The organism is Mycolicibacterium psychrotolerans (assembly GCF_010729305.1).
GTDB classification, from domain to species: Bacteria; Actinomycetota; Actinomycetes; order Mycobacteriales; family Mycobacteriaceae; genus Mycobacterium; species Mycobacterium psychrotolerans.
This window is the reverse complement of the sequence record NZ_AP022574.1, coordinates 2,132,197-2,153,851: the sequence shown is the minus strand read 5'-3', so window position 1 is coordinate 2,153,851 and position 21,655 is coordinate 2,132,197. Positions and strand designations below refer to the sequence as shown.

At 67.2% G+C, this 21,655-nt stretch carries 29 protein-coding genes and 1 pseudogene; 10 read left to right on the top strand and 20 right to left on the bottom strand.

What is annotated here, in order from left to right; translation table 11 throughout:
* Positions 1-41: 41 nt before the first annotated feature.
* The 6 genes from G6N45_RS10665 to G6N45_RS10640 all read right to left on the bottom strand — a co-directional run bounded on the left by G6N45_RS10665 (position 42) and on the right by G6N45_RS10640 (position 5,036).
* A complete protein-coding gene (locus G6N45_RS10665) occupies positions 42-812 on the bottom strand; it encodes an amino acid ABC transporter ATP-binding protein (protein WP_163722142.1) in 771 nt (256 codons plus the stop codon).
* A complete protein-coding gene (locus tag G6N45_RS10660; RefSeq protein ID WP_163722140.1) occupies positions 809-2,296 on the bottom strand; it encodes an amino acid ABC transporter substrate-binding protein/permease in 1,488 nt (495 codons plus the stop codon). The genes G6N45_RS10665 and G6N45_RS10660 overlap by 4 nt, the downstream gene beginning before the upstream one ends.
* 80 nt (positions 2,297-2,376) lie before the next feature.
* Positions 2,377-3,015 carry a pyridoxamine 5'-phosphate oxidase family protein gene (locus G6N45_RS10655; protein ID WP_163722139.1) on the bottom strand — a complete coding sequence of 213 codons (639 nt, stop codon included), beginning with the start codon at positions 3,013-3,015 and terminating at the stop codon, positions 2,377-2,379.
* 25 nt (positions 3,016-3,040) lie between these two features.
* Positions 3,041-3,502, bottom strand: coding sequence for a nuclear transport factor 2 family protein (locus G6N45_RS10650; protein ID WP_163722137.1), 462 nt, complete (start codon positions 3,500-3,502; stop codon positions 3,041-3,043).
* Positions 3,499-4,161 carry a cysteine hydrolase family protein gene (locus G6N45_RS10645; RefSeq protein ID WP_163722135.1) on the bottom strand — a complete coding sequence of 221 codons (663 nt, stop codon included), beginning with the start codon at positions 4,159-4,161 and terminating at the stop codon, positions 3,499-3,501. Before G6N45_RS10645 ends, G6N45_RS10650 begins: the two co-directional genes overlap by 4 nt.
* On the bottom strand, positions 4,158-5,036 hold the full coding sequence (locus tag G6N45_RS10640) for an alpha/beta fold hydrolase (RefSeq protein WP_163722133.1): 879 nt from the start codon (positions 5,034-5,036) through the stop codon (positions 4,158-4,160). The genes G6N45_RS10645 and G6N45_RS10640 overlap by 4 nt, the downstream gene beginning before the upstream one ends.
* A 146-nt stretch (positions 5,037-5,182) precedes the next feature.
* Between G6N45_RS10640 and G6N45_RS10635 the strand changes: the two genes are divergently transcribed.
* Together G6N45_RS10635 and G6N45_RS10630 are read left to right on the top strand one after the other, a co-directional pair.
* Positions 5,183-6,118 carry a LysR family transcriptional regulator gene (locus G6N45_RS10635; protein WP_163722131.1) on the top strand — a complete coding sequence of 312 codons (936 nt, stop codon included), beginning with the start codon at positions 5,183-5,185 and terminating at the stop codon, positions 6,116-6,118.
* Between the two features lie 37 nt (positions 6,119-6,155).
* A complete protein-coding gene (locus G6N45_RS10630; RefSeq protein ID WP_156394839.1) occupies positions 6,156-6,353 on the top strand; it encodes a hypothetical protein in 198 nt (65 codons plus the stop codon).
* Here the strand turns inward: G6N45_RS10630 and G6N45_RS10625 are convergent.
* The 3 genes from G6N45_RS10625 to G6N45_RS10615 form a co-directional block, all read right to left on the bottom strand.
* Entirely contained in the window at positions 6,322-6,693 is a 372-nt protein-coding gene (locus G6N45_RS10625; protein ID WP_246228944.1) for a WhiB family transcriptional regulator, read from the bottom strand. The genes G6N45_RS10630 and G6N45_RS10625 overlap by 32 nt on opposite strands.
* Before the next feature lie 103 nt (positions 6,694-6,796).
* Positions 6,797-7,795: an MOSC domain-containing protein gene (locus G6N45_RS10620; protein WP_163722128.1), complete on the bottom strand. Its 999-nt coding sequence runs from the start codon at positions 7,793-7,795 to the stop codon at positions 6,797-6,799.
* A gap of 3 nt (positions 7,796-7,798) precedes the next feature.
* Positions 7,799-8,728 carry an NAD(P)/FAD-dependent oxidoreductase gene (locus G6N45_RS10615; protein ID WP_163722126.1) on the bottom strand — a complete coding sequence of 310 codons (930 nt, stop codon included), beginning with the start codon at positions 8,726-8,728 and terminating at the stop codon, positions 7,799-7,801.
* Between the two features lie 68 nt (positions 8,729-8,796).
* Here G6N45_RS10615 and G6N45_RS10610 point away from each other — a divergent pair.
* Together G6N45_RS10610 and G6N45_RS10605 are read left to right on the top strand one after the other, a co-directional pair.
* Positions 8,797-9,153: pseudogene (locus G6N45_RS10610) on the top strand (MFS transporter); the annotation flags it as partial.
* A 10-nt stretch (positions 9,154-9,163) separates the two neighbouring features.
* Complete coding sequence (locus G6N45_RS10605) at positions 9,164-9,433, top strand: hypothetical protein (protein ID WP_163722124.1); 270 nt, start codon at positions 9,164-9,166, stop codon at positions 9,431-9,433.
* A gap of 9 nt (positions 9,434-9,442) precedes the next feature.
* On the opposite strand, the gene G6N45_RS10600 is transcribed toward G6N45_RS10605, so the two are convergent.
* The 4 genes from G6N45_RS10600 to G6N45_RS27685 form a co-directional block, all read right to left on the bottom strand.
* A complete protein-coding gene (locus G6N45_RS10600) occupies positions 9,443-9,718 on the bottom strand; it encodes a hypothetical protein (RefSeq protein ID WP_163722123.1) in 276 nt (91 codons plus the stop codon).
* 90 nt (positions 9,719-9,808) lie between these two features.
* On the bottom strand, positions 9,809-11,107 hold the full coding sequence (locus G6N45_RS10595) for an HNH endonuclease signature motif containing protein (RefSeq protein ID WP_163722121.1): 1,299 nt from the start codon (positions 11,105-11,107) through the stop codon (positions 9,809-9,811).
* A 55-nt stretch (positions 11,108-11,162) separates the two neighbouring features.
* A complete protein-coding gene (locus G6N45_RS10590) occupies positions 11,163-11,357 on the bottom strand; it encodes a hypothetical protein (protein ID WP_057147893.1) in 195 nt (64 codons plus the stop codon).
* A gap of 4 nt (positions 11,358-11,361) precedes the next feature.
* Positions 11,362-11,520, bottom strand: coding sequence for a DUF6307 family protein (locus G6N45_RS27685; protein ID WP_170312436.1), 159 nt, complete (start codon positions 11,518-11,520; stop codon positions 11,362-11,364).
* A 171-nt stretch (positions 11,521-11,691) separates the two neighbouring features.
* Between G6N45_RS27685 and G6N45_RS27680 the strand changes: the two genes are divergently transcribed.
* A complete protein-coding gene (locus G6N45_RS27680) occupies positions 11,692-11,829 on the top strand; it encodes a hypothetical protein (RefSeq protein ID WP_170312435.1) in 138 nt (45 codons plus the stop codon).
* A 51-nt stretch (positions 11,830-11,880) separates the two neighbouring features.
* Entirely contained in the window at positions 11,881-12,792 is a 912-nt protein-coding gene (locus G6N45_RS10585) for an NAD(P)H-binding protein (protein ID WP_163722119.1), read from the top strand.
* A gap of 28 nt (positions 12,793-12,820) precedes the next feature.
* Here the strand turns inward: G6N45_RS10585 and G6N45_RS10580 are convergent, their stop codons facing one another.
* From G6N45_RS10580 to nthB, 3 genes are read right to left on the bottom strand one after another with little or no spacing between them, the layout of a single operon-like run.
* The gene (locus G6N45_RS10580) at positions 12,821-13,159 is read right to left on the bottom strand and encodes a nitrile hydratase accessory protein (RefSeq protein ID WP_163722117.1); all 339 of its coding nucleotides are present in this window, start codon (positions 13,157-13,159) and stop codon (positions 12,821-12,823) included.
* Entirely contained in the window at positions 13,156-13,749 is a 594-nt protein-coding gene (nthA, locus tag G6N45_RS10575) for a nitrile hydratase subunit alpha (RefSeq protein ID WP_163722115.1), read from the bottom strand. Before nthA ends, G6N45_RS10580 begins: the two co-directional genes overlap by 4 nt.
* The gene (gene nthB / locus G6N45_RS10570; protein ID WP_163722113.1) at positions 13,746-14,408 is read right to left on the bottom strand and encodes a nitrile hydratase subunit beta; all 663 of its coding nucleotides are present in this window, start codon (positions 14,406-14,408) and stop codon (positions 13,746-13,748) included. The genes nthA and nthB overlap by 4 nt, the downstream gene beginning before the upstream one ends.
* A 148-nt stretch (positions 14,409-14,556) precedes the next feature.
* Between nthB and G6N45_RS10565 the strand changes: the two genes are divergently transcribed.
* Positions 14,557-15,417, top strand: a complete 861-nt coding sequence (locus G6N45_RS10565; RefSeq protein WP_163722112.1) for an alpha/beta fold hydrolase — start codon at positions 14,557-14,559, stop codon at positions 15,415-15,417.
* A gap of 166 nt (positions 15,418-15,583) precedes the next feature.
* On the opposite strand, the gene G6N45_RS10560 is transcribed toward G6N45_RS10565, so the two are convergent.
* Together G6N45_RS10560 and G6N45_RS10555 are read right to left on the bottom strand one after the other, a co-directional pair.
* Positions 15,584-16,045 (bottom strand): hypothetical protein, encoded by a 462-nt coding sequence (locus G6N45_RS10560; RefSeq protein ID WP_163722110.1) that lies wholly within the window; start codon positions 16,043-16,045, stop codon positions 15,584-15,586.
* A 238-nt stretch (positions 16,046-16,283) separates the two neighbouring features.
* Positions 16,284-16,559 (bottom strand): DUF4242 domain-containing protein, encoded by a 276-nt coding sequence (locus tag G6N45_RS10555; protein ID WP_057147886.1) that lies wholly within the window; start codon positions 16,557-16,559, stop codon positions 16,284-16,286.
* A 3-nt stretch (positions 16,560-16,562) separates the two neighbouring features.
* Between G6N45_RS10555 and G6N45_RS10550 the strand changes: the two genes are divergently transcribed.
* The 3 genes from G6N45_RS10550 (at position 16,563) to G6N45_RS10540 (ending at position 20,525) form a co-directional block, all read left to right on the top strand.
* On the top strand, positions 16,563-17,687 hold the full coding sequence (locus tag G6N45_RS10550) for an AraC family transcriptional regulator (RefSeq protein WP_246228942.1): 1,125 nt from the start codon (positions 16,563-16,565) through the stop codon (positions 17,685-17,687).
* A gap of 130 nt (positions 17,688-17,817) precedes the next feature.
* Complete coding sequence (locus G6N45_RS10545; protein WP_163722108.1) at positions 17,818-19,641, top strand: amino acid permease; 1,824 nt, start codon at positions 17,818-17,820, stop codon at positions 19,639-19,641.
* The gene (locus G6N45_RS10540) at positions 19,638-20,525 is read left to right on the top strand and encodes a universal stress protein (protein ID WP_163722106.1); all 888 of its coding nucleotides are present in this window, start codon (positions 19,638-19,640) and stop codon (positions 20,523-20,525) included. The genes G6N45_RS10545 and G6N45_RS10540 overlap by 4 nt, the downstream gene beginning before the upstream one ends.
* Positions 20,526-20,559: 34 nt before the next feature.
* On the opposite strand, the gene G6N45_RS10535 is transcribed toward G6N45_RS10540, so the two are convergent.
* Positions 20,560-20,946, bottom strand: a complete 387-nt coding sequence (locus tag G6N45_RS10535; protein WP_179965309.1) for a hypothetical protein — start codon at positions 20,944-20,946, stop codon at positions 20,560-20,562.
* On the bottom strand, positions 20,943-21,653 hold the full coding sequence (locus tag G6N45_RS10530; RefSeq protein WP_246228941.1) for a hypothetical protein: 711 nt from the start codon (positions 21,651-21,653) through the stop codon (positions 20,943-20,945). The genes G6N45_RS10535 and G6N45_RS10530 overlap by 4 nt, the downstream gene beginning before the upstream one ends.
* Between the last annotated feature and the right edge of the window lie 2 nt (positions 21,654-21,655).

Genomic DNA, 21,655 nt, shown 5'->3' with positions numbered 1-21,655 from the left:
TCAACACCAACGTGCGGGAGAAATTCCCGCGGAGCGCGGCGCTACAGCACCTTCGACAGGAAGTCCTGCAGCCGTGGGTGTTTGGGATGGTCGAACACCTCGGCGGGCGTGTCGTCCTCGACGATGTTCCCGTCGGCCATGAAGACCACCCGCGAGGCCACCTCGCGCGCGAAGCCCATCTCGTGGGTGACCACCACCATCGTCATGCCTTCGGCGGCCAGCGTGCGCAGCACCTCCAGCACGTCGCCGACCATCTCCGGATCCAAGGCGCTGGTCGCCTCGTCGAACAACATGATCGACGGGTTCATCGCCAGCGCCCGGGCGATGGCCACCCGCTGCTTCTGCCCACCGGACAGCGTCGCGGGTTTGACGTGCGCCTTCTCGGCCAGACCCACCTGGGTCAGCAGTTCCATGGCCCGCTTCTCGGCGGCGGCTTTGTCCATCTTCTTGGTCATCAGCGGTGCCAGCGTGACGTTGTCGATCACCGTCATGTGCGGGAACAGGTTGAAGTGCTGGAACACCATGCCGATGCGCTGACGCACCTTGTCGAGGTCGATCTTCTTGTCGGTGAGATCGAACTCGTCGATGACCACCGTGCCGCCGGTGATGTCCTCGAGCTTGTTGAGGCACCGCAGGAAGGTCGACTTGCCCGAGCCGGACGGCCCGATCACGCAGACGACTTCGCCCTCCTTGACCGTCGTGGTGATGCCGTCGAGCACCACCAGGTCACCGAATGACTTCTTCAGCCCCTCGATGCGAATCTTCACCGCGCCCTTCGATTCCGTCGCGGCTTCGGGGACGAGCTGGTTCATTTCACGAGCCTCTTCTCGAGTCGGTCCGAGAGTTTGGTGAGCGCCATGATGACGATGAAGTAGATGATGCCGATGATCAGCCACATGTTGAACGACTGGTAGTTGCCGGCGATGATGATCCGGCCCGTCTGCGTCAGTTCGGCGATGCCGATCACGGACAGGATCGAGGTGTCCTTGAGCGTGATGACGAACTGGTTGATGTAGGACGGGATCATCGTGCGGATGGCTTGCGGCAGAATCACCTTGCGCATCGTCGGCAGATAGCCGATGCCCAGGCTGCGAGCCGCCTCCATCTGCCCCTTGTCGACCGACAGGATGCCGCCGCGGACGATCTCGGTCATGTAGGCGCCCGCATTCAGCGACAGCGTGATGATGCCTGCGGTGAGCGCGGACATCTGGAAGCCGAGCGCCGACGGGATGCCGAAGTAGATGAAGAACGCCTGCACCAGAAGCGGCGTGCCGCGGAAGATGTCGACGAAGGTGGTGCCGATGGCGCGCAGCCAGATGGCCCGCGACACCCGGAACAGCCCGAAGACGACGCCCAGGATGAGAGCGAAGAAGATCGAGACGACCGTCAGGATGACGGTCATCTTCAGGCCTTCCAGCAGCAGCGGGAAGGTGCTCTTGATCAGCCCGAGGAACGAGTTGTCGTCGGTGGTGGCCTCTTCCCCGAGGTAGGCGCTGACGATCTTGTCGTACTCGCCGGAGGCCTTGAGGTTCTTCAGGCCCTCGTTGAACTTGCTGAGCAGTTCCGCGTTCTGACCCTTGTTCACCGCGAAGCCGTAGCCGGTGGGATCTTCCTTCGGCGTCACGGTCTTGAACCCGTTGCCCTGCGCGATGCCGTAGAGCAGCACCGGGTAGTCCTCGAACACCGCGTCGGAGTTGCCTGTCCGCACCTCGTCGAACATCGACGACGAGTCGGCGAACGAGACCACCTCGAACCCGTACCTGTCCTTGATCGAGTTCGCGAAATCGGAGCCCTGCGTGCCGTTCTTGACCGCGACCCTCTTGCCTTTGAGGTCCTCGTAGGACGTGATGTCGTTGTTCGACTTCAGCACCGCCATCTGGATGCCGGACTCGAAGTAGGGATCGGAGAAGTCGAAGACCTTCTTGCGTTCGTCGGTGATCGACATGCCCGCGATGACGCCGTCGACCTGATTGGCCTGCACGGCCTGCAGCGCGGCGTCGAATCCGAGCGGCTTGATGTCGACGGTGAAGCCCTGGTCCTTGGCGATCGCCCGGATCAGGTCCATGTCGATTCCGACGAAATTGCCCTGGTCGTCCTGGAATTCGAACGGCGCAAAGGTGGTGTCGGTCGCGACGGTGTAGGTCTGCCCCTGTGCGTGGGCGTCCGGTGCGGCGGACAGCACCGAACCCACTCCCACCACGAGTAAGACCCCGACCAGATAGACCAGTCGGCGGCCGGCCTGCGTCCACCACCCCGCCGCTTCCGAGACGCTGGGCCCCGTCCAACCGGCTCGCATGCTGACCTCCCTGTCGACGATGATCAGGTAGAGGCTAGACCCACGAGCGTGCGACTGATCCGGTTATGGGGTCGGTACCGTCAACTGTCCTGTTGTGAGAGACGCTTGCGCAGGTCGACGTTCTCGGCTTCCAGCGCGGCCAGCCTGCTGCGCGTCGGCGCCAGCGCGCTGTCGAGTTCGGCGAGGGTGAAGCGGGGGGTGATGTGCTGCGGGCAGTTCCAGTCGTAGGCCTCCACGGCGACGACGACGGCACGCTCGACCGCCGCGTCGTAGCTGTCGTCGGACAGGGACCGCAGCAGCTCCGCATCCTCGTCCGCGGTGACGATGCGTGCGTGGCCGAAGATCTTCAGCCGGCGCCGGTGAGCGTAATCGAGGCAGATGAGCGCGACGCGGTCGTCACCGGCCATGTTCCCGGTGCTGATGTACTGGAGGTTGCCGCGGAAGTCGGCCCATCCGATCGTGTGATCGTCGAGCACATGCACGAATCCCGGTGTTCCGCCCCGGAATTGCACGTACGGCCAGCCGGTCTCGCTGATCGAGGCGAGGTAGAAGCCGTCCCGTTCCCGCAGGAACTCCCTCTCGTCGCCGGTCAGCGGATCCGGCCCCGGGGACCTCACACCCGCATCCGCCTTGCGTCCGTAGAAGGTCTCGCTGCCGTGCTCGGCCTGCACCGCGCGGACGTCTTCGGTGAAGGCGATGGTCCCGTAGCGCTTGCTCATACCGCCTCCGATACACGGATCCCGATCACTGGAGCGGGATTTCGTGGCCGTGTTCGTCTTCGGGACGCGGCCCGAAGTAGCGCCGCTGCGATTCGTCGATCGGGACGTCGTTGATGCTGGCCTCCCGCCGGCGCATCAATCCGTGGTCGTCGAACTCCCACAGCTCGTTGCCGTAGCTGCGCCACCACTGCCCCGACGCATCCCGGCACTCGTACTGGAACCGCACCCCGATGCGGTTGTTCCGGAAGCCCCACAAGCTTTTCCGCAGGGCGTAGTCGAGTTCGCGCTGCCATTTCGCGGTGAGGAATTCGACGATCGCGTCGCGTCCGGTGAGGAACTGGTCGCGGTTGCGCCAGGCGCTGTCGGGCGTGTACGCCAGGCTGACGCGATGCGGATCGCAGGTGTTCCAGGCGTCTTCGGCGGCCTGCACCTTCTGTAGCGCAGAGGTCAGGTCGAAGGGCGGAAACGGCGGACGGGACTCACTCACTGGTCGGTCCTTTCCCTGATGGCGGCGACTACCTCGCTCGTGGTCGGAACAGCATGCGCGAGGAACCCGTAGTTCACCAGCGCCGCCTGGTACCCGTCCCCGAAGACCGGATGCCGCGGCCCGGCGGTGGCGTCCTTGACGACGGCGACCTCGAAGCCCTGCTCGAGCAGATCCCGCAGATGCGACTCCACGCAGATGTTGGCCAGCATGCCGCACAGCACCACGTTCGCGATGCGCCGCTTGCGCAACTGCAGGACCAGGTCGTTGGTCTGCGGACCCCACACCTTGTGCGGGCTGGCCACGACCGTTGCCCCGTCGTCGATCAGCGGCTCGAGCTCCTCGAGCCAGTCGGCACCCGAACCCGCGAAGCCGTCGAGAGTGAGTGCGCCGCGCCGGGCGAAGGTGTCGGTGCGCAGTTCGTCGGATTCGAGGGGTCCGTTGAACAGCCATCGGTGGTCGGTCGGATAGAAGTAGTGCGGAGAGACGAACACGCCGTAGCCACCGGTCTTCGCGGCGGTGAGCAGCTCGACAAGATGCTCGACGGTCCGGTTCTCGGTCACGCTGGCGCCCAGCGCCTCCCAGTTCTTCCCCGCCGGGCTGAGCACGTCGACCTGGGGGTCGATGACCACGACGGCGGTGTCCGCGGCGTCGTAGTTCACCGCAGTGACTCCTGCCTTCCGAGGAAGTCCCGGATGTGGCCGGCGATCTCGTCGCCGTGGGTTTCCAGCGCGAAGTGCCCGGCGTCGAGGAGGTGGTACTCGCCGTCTGGCAGGTCGCGCTTGAAGGCTTCGGCCCCTGCGGCGCCGAAGATCTCGTCGTTACGGCCCCAGGTGACCAGAAGCGGCGGCTGGTGGGTGCGAAAGTACTCCTGGAACGCAGGGTAGCCGTCGAGGTTGAACTGGTAGTCCCAGAACAGCTGCAACTGCACGGCGTCGTTACCCTTCCGGTCGAGCCCGGCCTGGTCGAGCAACCACGTCTCGGGAGCGATCCGGTCGAGCCGGTCGGCGGGAGCGCCGTGGGTGTACTGCCACCGGGTGGTCTCGAGGGTGAAGTACTCGCGCACCTCATCCTCGTTGGCGCCGCGGTCCTGCGCGTGGGCGAACAGGCGATCCCAGAACGGGGTGAACCCCTCGGTGTAGGCGTTGCCGCTCTGGCTGATGATCGCGGTGATCCGCTCGGGCCGCGCGCTGGCGATGCGCAGACCGATGGGGGCGCCGTAGTCGTGGATGTAGATCGCGAAGCGCTCGAGGCCCAGGTGCTCGATCAACTTCTCGGTGATCTCGGCCAGCCGGTCGAAGCTGTAGGTGAACTGGTTGACCGATGGCATCGCGGACTGTCCGAAGCCGATGTGGTCGGGAGCGACGAGGTGGTACTCGTCGGCCAGAGCGGTGATCAGCTCACGGAACATGTGCGAGCTGGACGGAAAGCCGTGGAGCAGCAGCAGTGTCGGCCGGGCAGGGTCTCCGGCTTCGCGGTAGAACACGTCGAGCCCGTCGATGGTCGCGGTGCGGTAGCGGGTGACGGTGTCGGACATGGCGCTCCTCGAGATGTCGGTGTACCGGGCCGCGCCGGCGCTCTGAGTTCAGCCTGGGTGGGTCGCCGCCACCGAAAAAGGACAGATCTGGGATGGGTGTCATCGTGTCGGTCGATCAATCGGCATCGCCTGCCTACGATCAGCGGGTGGAATTGCGCCAGCTGGAGGCGTTCGTTGCGGTGGCCGGGGAACTGCACTTCGGGCGCGCCGCGGAGAAGTTGCACATCGGTCAGCCGACGCTGAGCGACCTGATCCGTCGGTTGGAGCGCGAGGTCGGCACTCCCCTGCTGACGCGCACCACGCGCCGGGTGGCGCTGACGCAGGCCGGTGTCGAGTTGTTCGGCCGCGCGAGGGCCATTCTCGAGGACGTGGAGGGCGCGGCCGCGGCGATCCGGCGTCTTGCCGACGGCGACGCAGGCACCGTTCGATTGGGCATCACGCCGCCGGCCGCGCCGGTGCTTGCGCCGCATCTGGCCGATGCGCTGCGGCGGGCGGCCCCCGAGGTCGACCTCGCGGTGCGCCGGATGTGGCTGCCGGATCTCCAGCGCGCGATCGGCGAAGGTGCGCTCGACATCGCCATCACGTGTGGGCCGGTGACCGACCCACCGGGAATTCTCAGCGAGGTGTTCTGCGCCGAACCGGTGATGATCGCGCTGAGGGAGGACCATCGGCTCGCCGACCGCGAGACGCTGGACCTGCCGGACCTGGCGACCGAGACGCTGGGGATGCACAGCGAGGCGCTGTTCCCCGCATGGTCGCTGGCGTTGCAGGAGGTGCTCGACGCCGCCGGAATCCGGCCGCCGAGCGTCGAGTTCGCCGACACCGATCTGTCCGCCTACCGGTGGCCGGACCAGACCGAGATCGACTGGGTCCTCACCACCGCCGCCGTGGCCGGGAGCAGTGCCGGTGTGGTGCTTCGGCCCCTGTCCCCGCCCCGTTTTCTGCCCTACACCCTGCAGTGGTGCCCGATCCGCGCGACGGCGGCGGCGGTCGGGCGCTTCGTGCACCTCGCGTTGTCGGTCGACGTGCCGCCGGGGTGGGTGAGCCAGCCGGACCATCTTCGGCACACCGGAAGCGATTAGCGGATTACATCCGCGCGGTCCTGGGCATCCTCGGCGCATGGCCGACAGCACGACGTCACCGCGGGAACTGCTCTGGCGCACGGTTGTCGTCGCAGGCGTGTCCACGGTGGGCGCGTTGGTGTGGTCGTCGCGCCGCCGGTCCGCCGGTGGCCGCCACGAGATGCCGGACCTACCTGGTGCGCACGAAGACGGCACCTTCCACGTCACGCCGGATGGTCGACTCCAGCACGACTGACGACCGCGGTCTGATTCGCGGGTCGGTACTCGTTCCGCCGCAGCAGGGCTCGCGCGCGCTCGCCTGCGGTCATCGCCCCCCACACGCCGTGGGTCTCGGGCGTGCGCAGCGCGTGGTCGCGGCATTGCTCGAGCACCGGGCACTGCCGGCAGATCAGCTTGGCCGCATTCTCCCGCTTACGTTGCTCGGACCTCGAATAGCAGTCGGGGAAGAAGGTCTCCGCCGGATGTCCCCGGCAGCTGCCGCGCAGCTGCCAGCTCCACGCGTCTTCTTGCGGCGGGGGTAGGCGCAGGCACTGTGCCCGCGCGAACGACGACAGGGTGGTATCTCGACGACTCACCGTCCGGCCTCCGTTCATCCGCCTCGGCAGCACCTTGCGACACAGCGGTCACAGGTGACGTCGGCCGGGTTGCGGTCGCCGTTACACCGCCGCGGGCGGCCCGTCAGCTCCTGGTGCGCAGCACCGTCGCCTCCAGCACCTTCTGCAGGCCTCGGGTGGCCGTCTTGCCGGCGGCGGCGGCCACGCGCTGCACCGCGCCGGGAGACGCCGCCGGGCGAGCGCTCACCTCGTCACCCACCCGCACCATGCCGGGCGTCGCGACGTCGGCATAGATCCCGAGGAAGCGGTCCGTGCGCTCGGCCAGCCGGCGCGTCAGCGAGGTGTCGAGGTCGATCCCTGGTTGGGGGCGGGTGGGCACCACACACCTGATGGTCGGGTTGGTCACCGACAGCACGACGGTGCCGAGACGCACCTGGCCGCCCACCCACGCCGATTCGGGGAACCCGTCGGCTTCATCGATGTCCAGGTCGATGTCGATGTCGACGAGCACGTTGGGCCGGAAGCGGCGGACGTCGTACGGATTCCCGTCGGCCGACAGGCTGCGCAGGCTCGCGGTGCTGAGCACATGCACCGGGCTGAGGTCGACGAACGTCCCCGGCGGCGTGGAATAGCGTGCCAGCGTGACCATTTGGCGAGTGGAGAAGACCGACGTGTCCGGCAGCTCGTCGGTGGCGCCGAGCCCGAAATCGCGGCGGACCTGATCGGCGGAGAAGTTCCCCAGCGAGGCCTGCAGCGACATGCGGTGCGCGCTGGTGTCCTTCGGCGCCGGCAGCGCCACCAGACGCACCTCGCGGCCCACCAGTTCGCTGAGCACCGTATCGGCTGCCGGGTCGGCTCCGTCGAACTCCCGGCCGTCCGGCATCGTGATGACGACGGCGGGGACGTTGCCGGGCCCGGCATCCTCGGCGGGCTCGGTGGCGTACCGGGCCGAGCACTGCAGCAGCACAGGGATCCGCCGCGCCGAGGCCGTCACACCCTTCTCCACATCGCGCACCGCCCACAGCCGGTCGGCGTGCCCGCCGCGCCGGTCGATGCGCAGCGCGTCGACCCGGGTACCGCCCATCCACTTGACTGGAAAGCGCCACAGCTCAACGACATTCATTTTCTATCCTTCCACCGCATCCGCGACCGCGGCACCGAGTCGCCGGCCCGACATCCACGCCGACTCCACGCGCGGCGCACCCGACGGGCACCACGCGTCGCCGCACACACCCAGCAGGCGGTCACCGGTGATCAGTGCGAACTCGGCGTCGCCGTGCGTGCCTGCGGGTTTGGCGAATGTCCAGCGGTGCACGTGTGTCCACGACGGTTCCGCGGTGACGTCGAGCAGCCGGCGCAGCGCCGACAGCACGGGCGCCACCGCGTCGGCAGGCTGGTCGAGGTGCAGGCGCGCCCGCGCCGCGGTGGTGTGCGCGACCAGCACGGCCGCGCCGTCGCCGCGCCGGGAGCCGTCGTCGGCGACGAACGACACGTCGGGGTCGTCGTTGACGAAGGCGGCGTCGGCCAGCGACCAGCAGCGCTGCGCCCAGCCGGCCGCGACGGCGATCACGGGTTCGTAGTCCACCCACGCGCAGGCCTCGGGGGCCAGCCGTGCCGCCTGCGGGTCGGGCATCGCCAGCACCACCGCGTCGTGGTCCAGTTCGTCGAGCGTCGCGATCTCCGTCTCGAACCGGATGCCCTCGGGCACCAGGTCGCGCACCAGAGACCGCAGTCCACCGGAGGTGGCAAAGCGGACCGGCCCGGAAGTAGCGTCGCGCCCTTCGGGTGAGAGCACGTCGAAGGTGTCGGTCCAGGGATGGGCCAGCCCGCGCTCGACCCAGCCGTCGGCGACGGCCGAGAACCCGGCGTCCTTGATCGTGAAGTACGCGGCGCCCACGTCGACGCGGCGGCCCTGCACGGTCGGCGACGCCATCCGACCGCCGGGCGCTCGGCCCCGCTCGAGCATCTCGACGGCGATGCCGCGCTCGCGCAGCGCCTGCGCGCACGCCGCGCCGGACAGTCCCGCTCCGACGACGGCGACGCATGGTGAGACCATGCCCGCAACCGTAGTCACGTGCCGGCCCTTTCTGTGAGCGCCCCTGCTGACGCCGACGAAGGAATTCGGTGTTTCCGACCGCATCCCGGTGGGAAGTCCCGCTTGGTCTTTCATCCGCCGCGGTCGGCCTCCTCGCGACGGTCTATCTGGCCGGCGAGGTGGTCGGGGCGTTGTTCTTCGGACGGCTGTCGGACAAGTTGGGGCGCCGCAATCTGTTCATGGTGACGCTCGGTGTCTATCTTCTCGGCAGCGCGCTGACAGCGCTGACGTTGGGTAACGGAGCGGGCTGGGTGGCGTTCCTGTACGTCACCCGGTTCATCGCCGGCATGGGGATCGGTGGCGAGGACGCGGCCATCAACTCGGCGATCGACGAGCTGATCCCGGCGCGCTACCGGGGCCGCGTCGACATCGCGGTGAACGGAACCTATTGCGCCGGTGCGGTACTCGGCACGCTGGGCACGTTCGTGTTCCTCAAGGCGATGGACCTCAGCGTGGGGGGGCGGCTCCGAGCCGTTCCGGCTGTTCCTGGGCTACCTGCTGGGTGCGGCGGTGATGATCGCCGGTGGGCTGGTCGCCTGGTTCCTGGCGGTGGACGCCGAAGGAAAGTCGTTGGAGGACATCGCGACTCCACTGGCGGTGGAAGAGGCACCGAGGCGCCGCGGTTCGGTCCGCGCCGAGGGCGCGCAGCTCCCCCGCTCGCCCTGATCGTTCCGTCTACGATTCGCAGGCCGTGCCGTTGCCGTCCCGGTCGAGGCCGTAGACGTCGCTGCCGGCGACGGTTACGGGACCCTGGACGTAGGCGGGGCCGTTGCCGCTGCCACCGGCGCAGTCGACGTCGCTGGCAATCGGCACGCAAGCACCCGAATAGTTCGGATCGCAGTCAGAACTCTGCTGCAGCGGGACGGGCGCCACCGGGGTGACCGCGTGGGCGACCGGAGCGCAGGCCAGCAGCCCGGCAAAGCCGATAGTCACCATAGCCAATTTGCTCATGGCGCCAGACGCTAGCTCACTCAACGACTGCCCGTGCGCCACCCTGCGGAGTCTTCGCGAATTGGCTAACAGTTGCCAGAACTCTTCCGGCTAGTTGACCGAGGGTGGCGGCTTTGGTTGGAAGGGTTGGTACCACCACCATTGGGCGCGTTCCCCGGTCGGTCCGGGGCAGGGTGCGACGTCGGGTGGCGCTGTGTCGGGTGGGCGGGCCAGCGACCTGTTGGTCAGGGCTCGGCCGGCGCGGTCGGTGACCACGAGCCGGTCCGCGGGTCCGGTGATGGTGATTATCCCGCGGTGGTGAGCGCGGTGGTGGTAGGGGCAGACCAGCGCGAGATTCCACAGTTCGGTGGGTCCGCCGTCCTCCCAATGCACGAGGTGGTGGGCGTGCAGACCAAGGGTGGCTCCACACCCCGGTACCACGCAGGTGCGGTCCCGGTACTCCAGCAAGCGGCGTAGCCGGCGATTCACTGTCCGCGTGGCTCGGCCCGCGCCGATGGCACGGCCGTCGCGGGAGAACCACACCTCGCAGGTGGCGTCGCAGGAAAGATATTGGCGGTCGGCGTCGGAGAGCAGCGGCCCCAGATGCAGCGCCGCGACTTTGTCTGTGATGTCGACGTGCACGACGACGGTGGTGCGCTGTCCGTGCGGGCGTGCGGCCGCGTCGGCGTCCCAACCGGCCTCGACCAGCCGCAGGAACGCATCGCCGGCGGTGGGCATCGGCGGTCGCTGACCTGCCGGGGCGTCGTCGTGGTCCGGTGTCCAGTCTGCGATCAGCGCATCACGGTGAGACTGCAGGGCCGCCTCGAACATCGCCGATTCCACATGCGGCAGCCGGATACGCCAATAGGTGTACTGCTCATCGGAGGTCTGGGTGATCGAGCACACCGGCTCCGGCTCGGGCTCTGTTGCCGTCTCGGCATCGGGCTCGGGCTCGGCATCGGGCTGGGGCTCGGGTTCGGGTGTGGGCTTGGGTTCGAGTTTGAGGGCGGTGCGCAGCTGGTTGACCGTGGCCGTGCGGGCCAGCTCGGCGTAGTGCTCGTCGGAGCCCTTCCCGGCCCGCGCGGCGATGGCGCCGACCTGATCCAGCGACAACCGACCCTCGCGCAACCCCGCGACGCAGCGGGGGAACTCTTCGAGGCGGTGGGCCACGGCCGCGACCGCTTTGGCTCGGGTTGCAGACACCCCGGTCTTCCACGCCACCAGGTTCTCCACCGACCGCGCACCGGCGGCGGCCCACAACCCGTCGCGGTCGATCTCGGCGACGATCGACACGATGCGGCCATCGATCGCGTTGCGCTGGCCGGTCAGCTCCGCCAGTTCCTCGAACAACACGTCCAGCCGCTCGTCGATGCGCCTAGAGGCGACCAAAGACGTTGCAGGCGAGGACATGCCACCATCCTGGCAGAGGGGTCCGACAAGTCCGGTCGATCAGCTCGCGCAGAAGTCAGCGCCGAAACAGCTTCGCCTTCGAGCGCTTCTGATCACCCTCGACACCGATCCATTCCGTCGAGGCATAGCTGAGAGATCTGGCCCCTGTTCGGAACACCTCGAGACTGCCGTCGGCATGCTCGAGGTAGGTGTCGCCGAACCGCATGTAGGTGTCGAATTGCTCGTCGGGCAGAGTGACCTTGACGGTCATCCGATCAGCGCACCTTCTCGGGAATACCGTTGAGCGTGTGCAGGATTCGAACCGCGAGTTCGCGCGCAGCATCACTCTTCAGCTTGGAGTGTTCGGTGATGGTGTCTGCGACGAGATCGACGCGAAGGTCGTACGGTGAACGGATCGACGCTGGCGATGCCATGGGAATTCCTTTTCAGTCGGGCCTGTTTCGCTCGGTGACCGAGCCGCCCGATGATCATGAGCGTACGCGCATTCCAGCCGGAGCGGGTCGGTAGTGCTCGGCGCGGGGTCCGTCGAGGAGTACGGTCGAGTCATCGGGACCACCTAGGCCCCCGCGGATCAAGGGGCTCTCATGTCCGACAAATCTCCCCGGCAAGCCATGTCCAAGAGTTCCGGCAAGTCGATCAAGGAGAAACGCGCCGCCAAGAACGCCAAAGCGGAGGCGAAGAAGTCGACGACGGAGACGTTGTTCGACAACAAAAAGCACTGACGTCTACTGCCTCTCGTCGGCGGACGCTGAGCAGAGTCGACAGGAGTCACGATGCCAGAGCCCGTCTACTTGGTCACCGGCGCTGGAGGTGGCACCGGCGGAGTGAGCCGCTATGTCATCGAGCGACTGCGCCGCGACGGGCGCCACGTCCGCGCCTTCGTCCACCGCGAGGATGACAGAGCCGCGCGACTGCGTGAACGCGACGTCGACGTGGTGGTCGGCGATCTCACGCGGCCGCAGGACGTCGTCGGTGCGCTGACGGGCGCTGACCGCGTGTTCTTCTCGATGAGCGTCTCGTCCCAGTACCTCGAGGCGACGGCGGTGATGGCAGCCGCCGCCCGCGACTACGGACGGCTCGAAGTGCTGGTGAACATGTCCCAGATGACGGTGTCGCAGATGACGCTCACCAGCGATTCCGAATCCGACCAGCACCGTCTGCATTATCTCGCCGAGCTCGTCTTGAACTGGTCAGGCCTCCCGGTGACCCATGTTCGGCCGACCGCCTTTCTCGACAACCCGCTCTTCACCCGGTTCGCCGCACCGGCCCTGCGCGACCACGATCTGCTCCTGCTGCCGTTCGGGTCGGGACGTACCTCGCCGATCGCGGCCGGCGACGTCGCCCGAGCGGTCAGCGTTGTGCTCACCGATCCGAAGTCCCATGTCGGCAACATCTACGAACTCACCGGCCCGGCCGCCCTCGACATCGATGGCCTGGCCGCGGAATATGCCGTCGGCCTGGGCCGGCCGATACACGGCTCCGATATCCCGCACGAGACGTGGGTCAGGGACGTGCTGGCACCGCTCGGGCTGCCCGCGCACCTTCAGCAGCACCTGGAGACCATGGCGCTGCTGCACCGCGCCGGGCGATATGACCGGGCCACGGACGACTTCGCGAGGCTCACCGGAGGGTCCGCCCTGAGCCCCGGCCAGTACATCAGGGAGCATCCCGACCTGTTCTCGTGAGCAGGCCGTACACGATCGAGCTGATGCTTCAGTGCCGATGGTCATGGCCGGCGGGACGCTGAGCCAAGGCGGCGGCGCGCTCGGCGATGTCTCCCTCGCTGAGCACCCCTTCGGCAGCCAGGACATCGGTGAGGGCGGCCAACCAGTGGTCGTAGTACGTGAACGACGACGTCTCCGCCGGCTGCGCCTGCCACTGGCCGAGGCGCGCGATCAGCGCTTCCCGGAACTGCGGCCACGTGAACGAACCGGCCTCGCACAGACCGAGGACCAAGCCGAAAACTCTTCCTTCCCAGGGATACTCGAACACCAACTCACCGTTGCGCCGGGGCGGCGCGGTCGGTCCATCGACGTCGAGCGGGGCGGTCACGGAGCCTGCACTTTCGCCACCCCCACCATCGCCTCCCGGGTGATCAACGGCACCAGTTGGTCACGGCTCAAGCCCTCGGTGCCCGGTGGCCGTTCGGGCAGAACGAGGTAGCGCACCTCGCTACTCGAGTCGTGCACGGTGATCTGCACAGCCTCCGACAGGTCGAGTCCCATCTCGGCGAGGACAGTCCGCGGTTCCTTGACCATCCGGGACCGATAGGCAGGGTCCTTGTACCAACTCGGTGGCAGGCCAAGAAGTTGCCACGGGTAACACGAACACAGAGTGCAGACCACGACGTGATGCTGCGTCGCGGTGTTCTCGACCACGACGACGTATTCGGTTTGGGCGCCGAGGAACCCGAAGTACCGGATGGCCTCGGTGGCGTCCTGCAGGAGCCACCGGCGGTACCTTGGATCCGTCCACGCCGTGGAGATCACCGTTGCGCCGTTGAGCGGGCCGACCCTGGTCGTGTAGGTGGCGACGATTCCGTCCACGATGTTCGGGTCGATGAGTCCGCGCTCGGTGAGCAGCTGTTCGAGCGCCTCCGCCCGTAGTGCCGGAGGAACAGAGGAGGCATCGGTGTCGGTCACGGCGACTCCAGGTAGGTCTCGAAAAGCTCGATCGATACGGTGAATCGCTCCGCATCGGCTCCCCAGAGTTCCCGAGAGTCGAAGCCCACGGTGTAGACGTGCTGGGGGTTCTTGCCACGGAAATGGGCGTTCGTGTCGGGGAAGACGTGCGCCGGCTGGATTGCCGTGACCACCCCGACGTGTCCGCGTACGTAGCGCGGGAGTCGGGTGTGTCCCGGCGAGGACGCCTTCTTGGTTCGGACGCCGGCGCCCAGCGCGAATGCCGGCGGCACGGGGACGGTGCGTAGCTGCCCGGGGGCAGACGGTTGACGCTTCGGCCTCGCGGGGACCGGATCTGAGGGTTCGGGCGCCTGAGCGCCGCGAAGGTTCGCAGCGCGGGCCCGCACCGCCGACTCCGCCAGCAGGCCGCTGTCGGTGAGTATCAGTTCCGCACCGTTGAGCCACCTGCCGAAATAGCCGTCATCGAGGTAGGCCGAACGGGTGAGCCGCTCGAGTGCATGCCGAAAAGCGTCGAGATTCCAGCCCGCAGCCTGTGTCGCCAGCAGCGCCATGGCGAACGCGCGGCCCTGCCACTTCTCCGGGAAGGTGGGCTCATCGGCGATCGGGCGGGGAACACGGCCCCAGCCCTCGGCGCCCCCCATGTCAGCGATTCCGTCCACGACGTCATCCCTTCGCCGAACCGGTCAAAGCCTAACTCCGGCAGCGTGCCGAGCAGCAGAGGACGGCACAATCGACGGCCTGAACATCGATGGGAGCCGACGTCTCGTAACGCCCCGGTGGTCAGTTGACCTGTGCTACAACGTCCCGATGCTGGCCGCGTCCGATAGAACGCTCGTCCTTGCCGACAAGCGTGTGCTCGGCTACGCCGAATACGGCGCGGTCGACGGCTTCCCGGTCGTCTACGCTCACGGCGGATTGGCCTGCCGCCTCGACGTCCTCGCCGGGGCCGCAAGCGCAGGCGAATGCGGCGTTCGCCTGATCGCCGTCGACCGACCCGGAATCGCGACGTCGGATTCCAGACCCGGTCGCTCGGTCGTGCAGTGGGCCGAGGATGTCACGGAGTTGCGTGACCATCTGGGCTTCGACGACTTCGCTGCGATGGGCTGGTCGATGGGCGGCCAGTACGCGCTGGCACTCGGCTTCGCACTGGAACCGCGAGTGCGTCGGGTCGCGGTCATCGCCGGCGGCTTGCCGCTCACAGAGCCGGGACGGTTCGAGGAAATGCCGCTGGTCGACCGTTTCTACATCCGACTGTCGCAGCGGACGCCTTGGCTTGCCCGGCAGTGCCTTTGGTCGATGGGAACCGTGGCGCGATTCGCCCCGGGTGTGTATGGCCGCCTGACCGCGAGGGAACTTCCGTCCGCCGACGGCGCCGTGATTCGGGATGAAGGATTTGCAACCTTCGGGCGCAGGACAGCCGAAGCGATGCGGCAACCCGAGGGCCACGTCGACGACTACCTCGCCGCGATGCAGCCGTGGGGTTTCGCCCCTGAGGACGTCGACGTGCCGGTCGACGTATGGGCCGGTGCTGACGACGTGTTCTTGAATCCCGGATGGCCCGCCGAATTGGCGCACCGCATTCCGAAAGCCACGCTGAACACTCGCTCCGGCGGCCACTTCGTGGCTCACCTGCACTGGACGGAGATCTTCCAGGCGCTACGCCGCTGACTTACTCCATCGACCTTGGGCGCCCGGGCGATCCGTCGCTCCGCTTAGGAGTGGCGGGCGGCGAGAGCCTCGCAGACGACCGTGTCAGCGGCAGCGGCGTACCCGTGGAGCGGCAGCAAGCCCGCCGTCGGGTCGTCACCGTGGAAGTGCGCCGCAGCAGAGGCCGCTAACTGGGGCATGCCGACACGACGATGAGTCCGCCGCCGTTGTTGGCCAGCGCGATCTGTTCTGCCAGTTGCTGGTTGTAGGACGTCGCGGTGGCGATCTTCCATCCGGCTGCTCCGTTGGAGGCGGCGACGGCGGCACACTCGCTGTTGGCGACGACGCGCACCTGGCATTGACCTCCACCGGTTTGGCCGCCGTTCCTCTGGCAGTCGTTGAGCGCGTTGATCCTCGCAGTGTCGAAGACGGGACTCTGCCCTACACCGTGAGCGTCGCGGTAGACGAGTCGGCCGCCGAATCCGTAGGACTGCTGGTAGGCAAGGGCGAGGAAGGTGCCTGCGGCATGTGCAGGTGCAGGTGCAGGTGCAGCCGGACCGAGCACCCCGGCTGCGAGTGAGCCGACGGCCAATATGGCGGCCGCGGCGAAACGCATCCGAGTGGGTCGGCCCTGGGACTTCGTGGTCATGTGGTTCTTCATTCTGTGGTGAGTGTGGGTCAGCCGTAGCAGCCGGCGGCGTCTGCGCGAGCGAGTGCGATCACCTGTGCCCGATCGGCGGCTTGCGCTCCAGAACTGTTCGAACCGTAGGTAACGGACATGTATTGCCACTGCCTGAACGCGCTCTGCTGCGTCGAGATGAGTTGTCCGCACTGCTTTGGGGCACCGAGCGCGCTACTGCATCTGGTAGAGGGTGTTGGGAACATGTCTACTGCTCTCCGGTCGAAGGGTCGATGACTGAACCGATCTGGTGCACGGCGTCGACGGGTAGCCCGGCCAGACGTGCGTGTTCGCTGATGTCCTCAGGACTGTCGGCGATGTAGATGCAGAAGATCTTGTCCTCGGTGACATAGCTCTGCTGCCACTTCACGCGCGGGGACAACGTCGCGATGGCTTCGTTGGACACCATGGAGGCGGCGCGAAGCTCCGCAGGCGAGAGCTGCCCTGCACCGGGCATTGATCGTTCGATGACGTACTTCGACATGGCTTGGCTTCCTCGTGGTTCTTTGTCCCTGAACTGGGCTCGATTCGTGACATCATCAGCATCAATGACCGCTCGACCAGTGCCAATGACCGAGAACCCGGAACTCCTTGCCGGAACGCCGAATCCTGTGTCGGTAGTCTCGTGACCGGTCTCGGACCGACCCATCCCGCCCCCCTACGGGACGCCCTGGAAAGGCTGCGCCTGGACGGCGCGATCTTCTTTCGGGCCGAACTCACCGAGGGTTGGTCGTTCGCATCCCCGTTGACCGAGATCACCAAACTGTTGCGACCGGGCGCGGACCGGATGATCCTTTTCCACATCGTCGCTGCCGGCAGGTGCTGGATCTCACTCATCGATGGTGAAAAGCACTGGGCTGCAGCGGGTGACGTGATCGTCTTGCCCTACGGTGACGATTATCTGATGGGTGGGTGCACGCCGGCCGACACGGTCTCGCTGCTGACCCTAATGAGTGGGCCGCCGCCCTGGACGACCATGCCGGTGCTCTCCCACGGCTCCGGCGGTGAGCGCACCGATCTCGTCTGCGGTCATCTCCACTCCGATGATCCGTTGTTCGACCCGGCACTGCGGGCGTTGCCCCCGGTGTTCGTGGTACGCGTTCCGGAGGGTCCGGCAGGACGCTGGGTCGCCTCCAGCATCAATTACGCGCTTGCCGTCACCACTGATTCACTTCCCGCGCCGCCGTCCTCGACGAAGCTGCCCGAACTGTTGCTCACCGAGGTGCTGCGCCTGCACCTCGCGACGGCGCCGATGGCCGAACACGGGTGGATCGCTGCCCTCCACGACGACGTGCTGGCACCAGCCATGGCTCGGATGCATACCGCGCCGGAGCACAAGTGGTCCGTCGCCGAACTGGCCGGCACCGTCGGCGTATCTCGCTCGGTGCTCGACCAGCGCTTCCGCGATGTGCTCGGCCGTTCGCCGATCCGATACCTCACCGAGTGGCGGATGCACCTGGCCGACGATCTGCTCAGCACCACCCAACTCAGCATCGCCGCTATCGCGCGCCGCATCGGCTATGAGTCCGAGGAAGCATTCAGTCGCGCCTTCCGGCGAAGCCACGACAGCCCGCCGGGCGTATGGCGAACCTCGCAGCGGCGCAGCATGTGACGACGCATCCGGGGCAGGACGAGCAGCAGGCGGCCCGCGGCGCAGTTGACTGAGCAGTCCCGAAGTTATGTGACACCGATCACATGGGCGTAGGTTGAGGGTTTGGGTTCCCATCGGCGTTGGAGGTCCTGTGAGCGCGACACCCACTCTGAAGAAGGCGCTCAACCAGCGCCAACTCACGATGATCGCGATCGGCGGTGTGATCGGAGCCGGTCTGTTCGTCGGCTCCGGCGTCGTCATCGGCGGCACCGGCCCCGGCGCCTTCCTGACTTACGGCATGGCCGGCGTGCTGATCATCATGGTGATGCGGATGCTGGCCGAGATGGCGGTGGCCAATCCCTCCACCGGATCGTTCGCGGACTATTCGCGTAACGCGCTGGGTCATTGGGCGGGCTTCTCTGTGGGCTGGCTGTACTGGTATTTCTGGGTGATCGTGGTCGGCTTCGAGGCGATCGCCGGCGCCAAGATCATCCAGTACTGGATCGACGTCCCGCTCTGGCTGTCCGCGCTGGTGTTCATGGTTCTGATGACGGCGACCAATCTGTTCTCCGTCGCGTCCTACGGCGAGTTCGAATTCTGGTTCGCCGGGATCAAGGTGGCCGCGATCATTGCGTTCATCGCACTCGGCGCAGCGTTCGTCTTCGGGCTGTGGCCGGGCAAATCGGCGGACTTCTCCAACTTGACCGGTCACGGCGGTTTCACCCCATTCGGATGGGGCGCCATCACGGTCGGCATCGTGACCGTCATCTTCTCGATGGTCGGCGCCGAAATAGCGACGATCGCCGCGGCGGAGTCCTCGGACCCGGAACGCGCGGTGGCCAAGGCCGCCAACTCCGTGATCCTGCGCATCCTGATCTTCTACGTCGGCGCGGTGTTCCTGTTGGTCACCATCCTGCCGTGGAACGACGACGCCGTGTCGGCGTCGCCGTTCGTCGCCGCTTTCACCGAGATGGGGATCCCCTACGCAGACCACGTGATGAACGCGGTGGTGTTGACGGCGGTGCTGAGCTGCCTGAACTCGGGGATGTACACCGCGTCGCGGATGCTGTTCGTGCTGGCGGCGCGGCGGGAGGCCCCGCCCGCCTTGGTGAAGGTGACCCGCCGCGGCGTGCCGGCGAACGCGATCCTGGCGTCGTCGGTGATCGGGTTCCTGTGCGTGATCGCCGCTGCTGTGTCGCCCGACACCATCTTCGCGTTCCTGCTCAACTCGAGTGGCGCGATCATCCTCTTCGTGTACCTGCTCATAGCGATCTCGCAGATCGTGCTGCGCTACCGCACCCCCGATTCCGAACTCCGCGTGAAGATGTGGCTGTTCCCGGTGCTGTCCATCCTGACCGCCCTGGGCATCGTCGCGATCCTCGTCCAGATGTTCATCGACAAGGCCCTGCGGTGGCAACTGGTGCTCAGCCTGCTGTCGTGGGCGGTGGTGATCGTGCTGTTCGCCGTGAACAAGTGGTTCGTGAAGAAACGTCCCCAGGAACCTGTCGAGACGCCGACCGGCGCCGCGCACCGGGTTCTCGTGCTCGCGAATCAGACCCTCGACTCGCGCGAGCTGCTCGAGGAGCTGTCCCGCATCGGCGCCGACCGCGACGCGCAGTACCTGGTGGTGGTGCCTGCCAGCCCTGTCGACACAGGGGCGGCGGCCACCCACGGTCCACGCGACGTCACCGAGGCCACCCAGGAGGCGGCACAGGCCAGGCTCGACGCCACACTCTCGGCGCTGCGCAGCGAAAACCTGGATGCACGAGGTGAATTGGGCGACTACCGACCTCTGCGGGCGCTGGATAGCGCCGTCGAGACGTTCGACCCTGACCAGATCGTGATCGCGACGCTGCCGCCGGAACTGTCGATCTGGCAGCGCTTCGATGTCGTGGACCGCGCCCGGTCTCAATTCAAGGTGCCGGTGACGCACGTCGTCGCGAAGGCGGCGGTGGGCAACCAGGTTCCCCGATGACGATCGTCGCGGGCGTCAACGCCAGCGGTCAGGCATCCGCGCCGCTGCATCTGGCGGCCCAGTTGTCCCGCTGCACGGGCGACCGGATCATCGCGGTGGCGATCGTCGAGCGGCCGTGGCCTCCGAAGCTGGACCCCGTCGAGAACGAGTACCTCGACTATGTTGGCGCGCAAGCCCAGAAGTCCCTCAAACACATGGTCGACCAGCTTCCCGACGACCTGGACGTGTGGCAGGTGGTGCACCAGGCCGCATCGGTCCCCGAAGGACTGACCGAGCTCGCAGCCGAATGGAGCGCCGACGTCGTCGTGGTGGGCTCATCGTCGACGGGCCTGCTCGGCAGGGTCGCGCTGGGCAGCGTCACCGATCGTCTGGTGCACACCGCGGCTATCCCGGTGGCGATCGCACCACGGAGCTATCCCGCGCAGCGCGGCAGGATCGAGCGTCTGACCGCCGCCTACGGCGGGCAGGCCGACGCGGTCGGATTAATCGCCGCGAGTGCGGAGTTGGCGCAGCGGTGGTCGGCGCGACTACGTATCGCGTCGTTCACCGTGCGACCGGTGACGATGTTCAGCGGCGCCATCGAAACGGGTGCCGAAGATCTCGTCGTCAAACAGTGGGCCAAACGGACCCACGAGGAGATCACGGCTCAACTGGAGAAGGTCCGTTCCGGCATCGATACCTTCGACGCCGAGGTCGTGATCGGTGCCGGGGCGACATGGCGTGATGCGGTGGATGCTGTTCCATGGGCGGCCGGCGACATCCTGGTGCTCGGCTCGGGCGCGGCTGGACCCACAGCTCAGGTGTTCCTGGGTTCGGCCGCCGCTCGGATCCTGCGGCACGCCCCGGTGCCGACGATGATCGTGCCTCGGCGAGAGACCGCCTGAGGCAGGGCTTCTCGGGCTGGCGTGCACCAGCGTCCTACCGGTCCGTTCCGTTCCGTTCGGCCCGTCCGTCGGCCGGCTCGCGAAGCAGTTCCACGGTGTCACCCACGTCCACGGTCACGGCGTCCTCGCGGGGCGGCGCCATGAACGGGATTCCGAGCAGACCGTAGAAGTCACCGGTCGCGACGAAAGTGTGTGCACGGGCGAACAGAGGTTGCGCGTCGAAGACCCGCACCCGCAGCTTCTCCCGGCTCAATCTCCCCAATTCCCTGCCGGTTTCGGGATCCGTCACCACCGGGCCGGCGCCGGAACTCACCACGAAGACCATTCCCGGCCGCACCCCGGCCTCGCTGCCGCGATTGATGACCAGCGTGTGGTCGTCTTCGATGAGCGCGACCCGGCCCGTGATGGCTGCTCCGGTCACGACGCCGCCAGCGAGTTGCTCTCGTGCAGAGCGGGCGTCGGCTCTGTCCCGGCTCGGATCCGTGGCCGCACCGCGTAATCGTCGGGACGAAACGACAGGTCGCTGCAGCTCGTGGCGTCCTGCTCTGTGCCCAGCGTGAGCTCGACGGCCGTCTTGGCCTGAAAGAGCGCTATCACCGCCTGCTGGTGACGTTCGGTGCCGAGAGACGTGAGGGCCACCGCCAGTTTCCGGTCGACGTAGTGGACCGACCGCTGCAGGTCCGCGGTGGTCGGCTCCGGGCGTTGCGTGTCGGCTCGCGGGATCGCTTCCGCGGCGAGGCCGCTGTACCAGCGGTGCCCCAGAGCGCCGAGGACGCCGGCGCACACCGGGATGACGACGACGGTGCAGAGCAGCCCGGCAGTGTTGCCGAGTGTGATGGCACCGACGATGCCCAGCAGCATCAGTACGCCGGCGCCGGAGAAGAGCTGCACGGCGGGAGGCACTGCTGCGATCAGGCGACCGGCCCCGGCGACCGCACGGGCCAGTGTTCGGGCGAAGCTCACCACGAACCCGGCGAGACCCCTCACTGCATGCAGCGCCGCGCGGCCGGCCGCGTCGGCTTTCTCGCGGGTGATCGGGGACTTCGGCATTGACCACGTCCGCTGTTCGGCCGTGGCGGCCGCGACGGACTCGTCGACTGTCTCGGACGTCGGGACCGCGGAAGTCACAC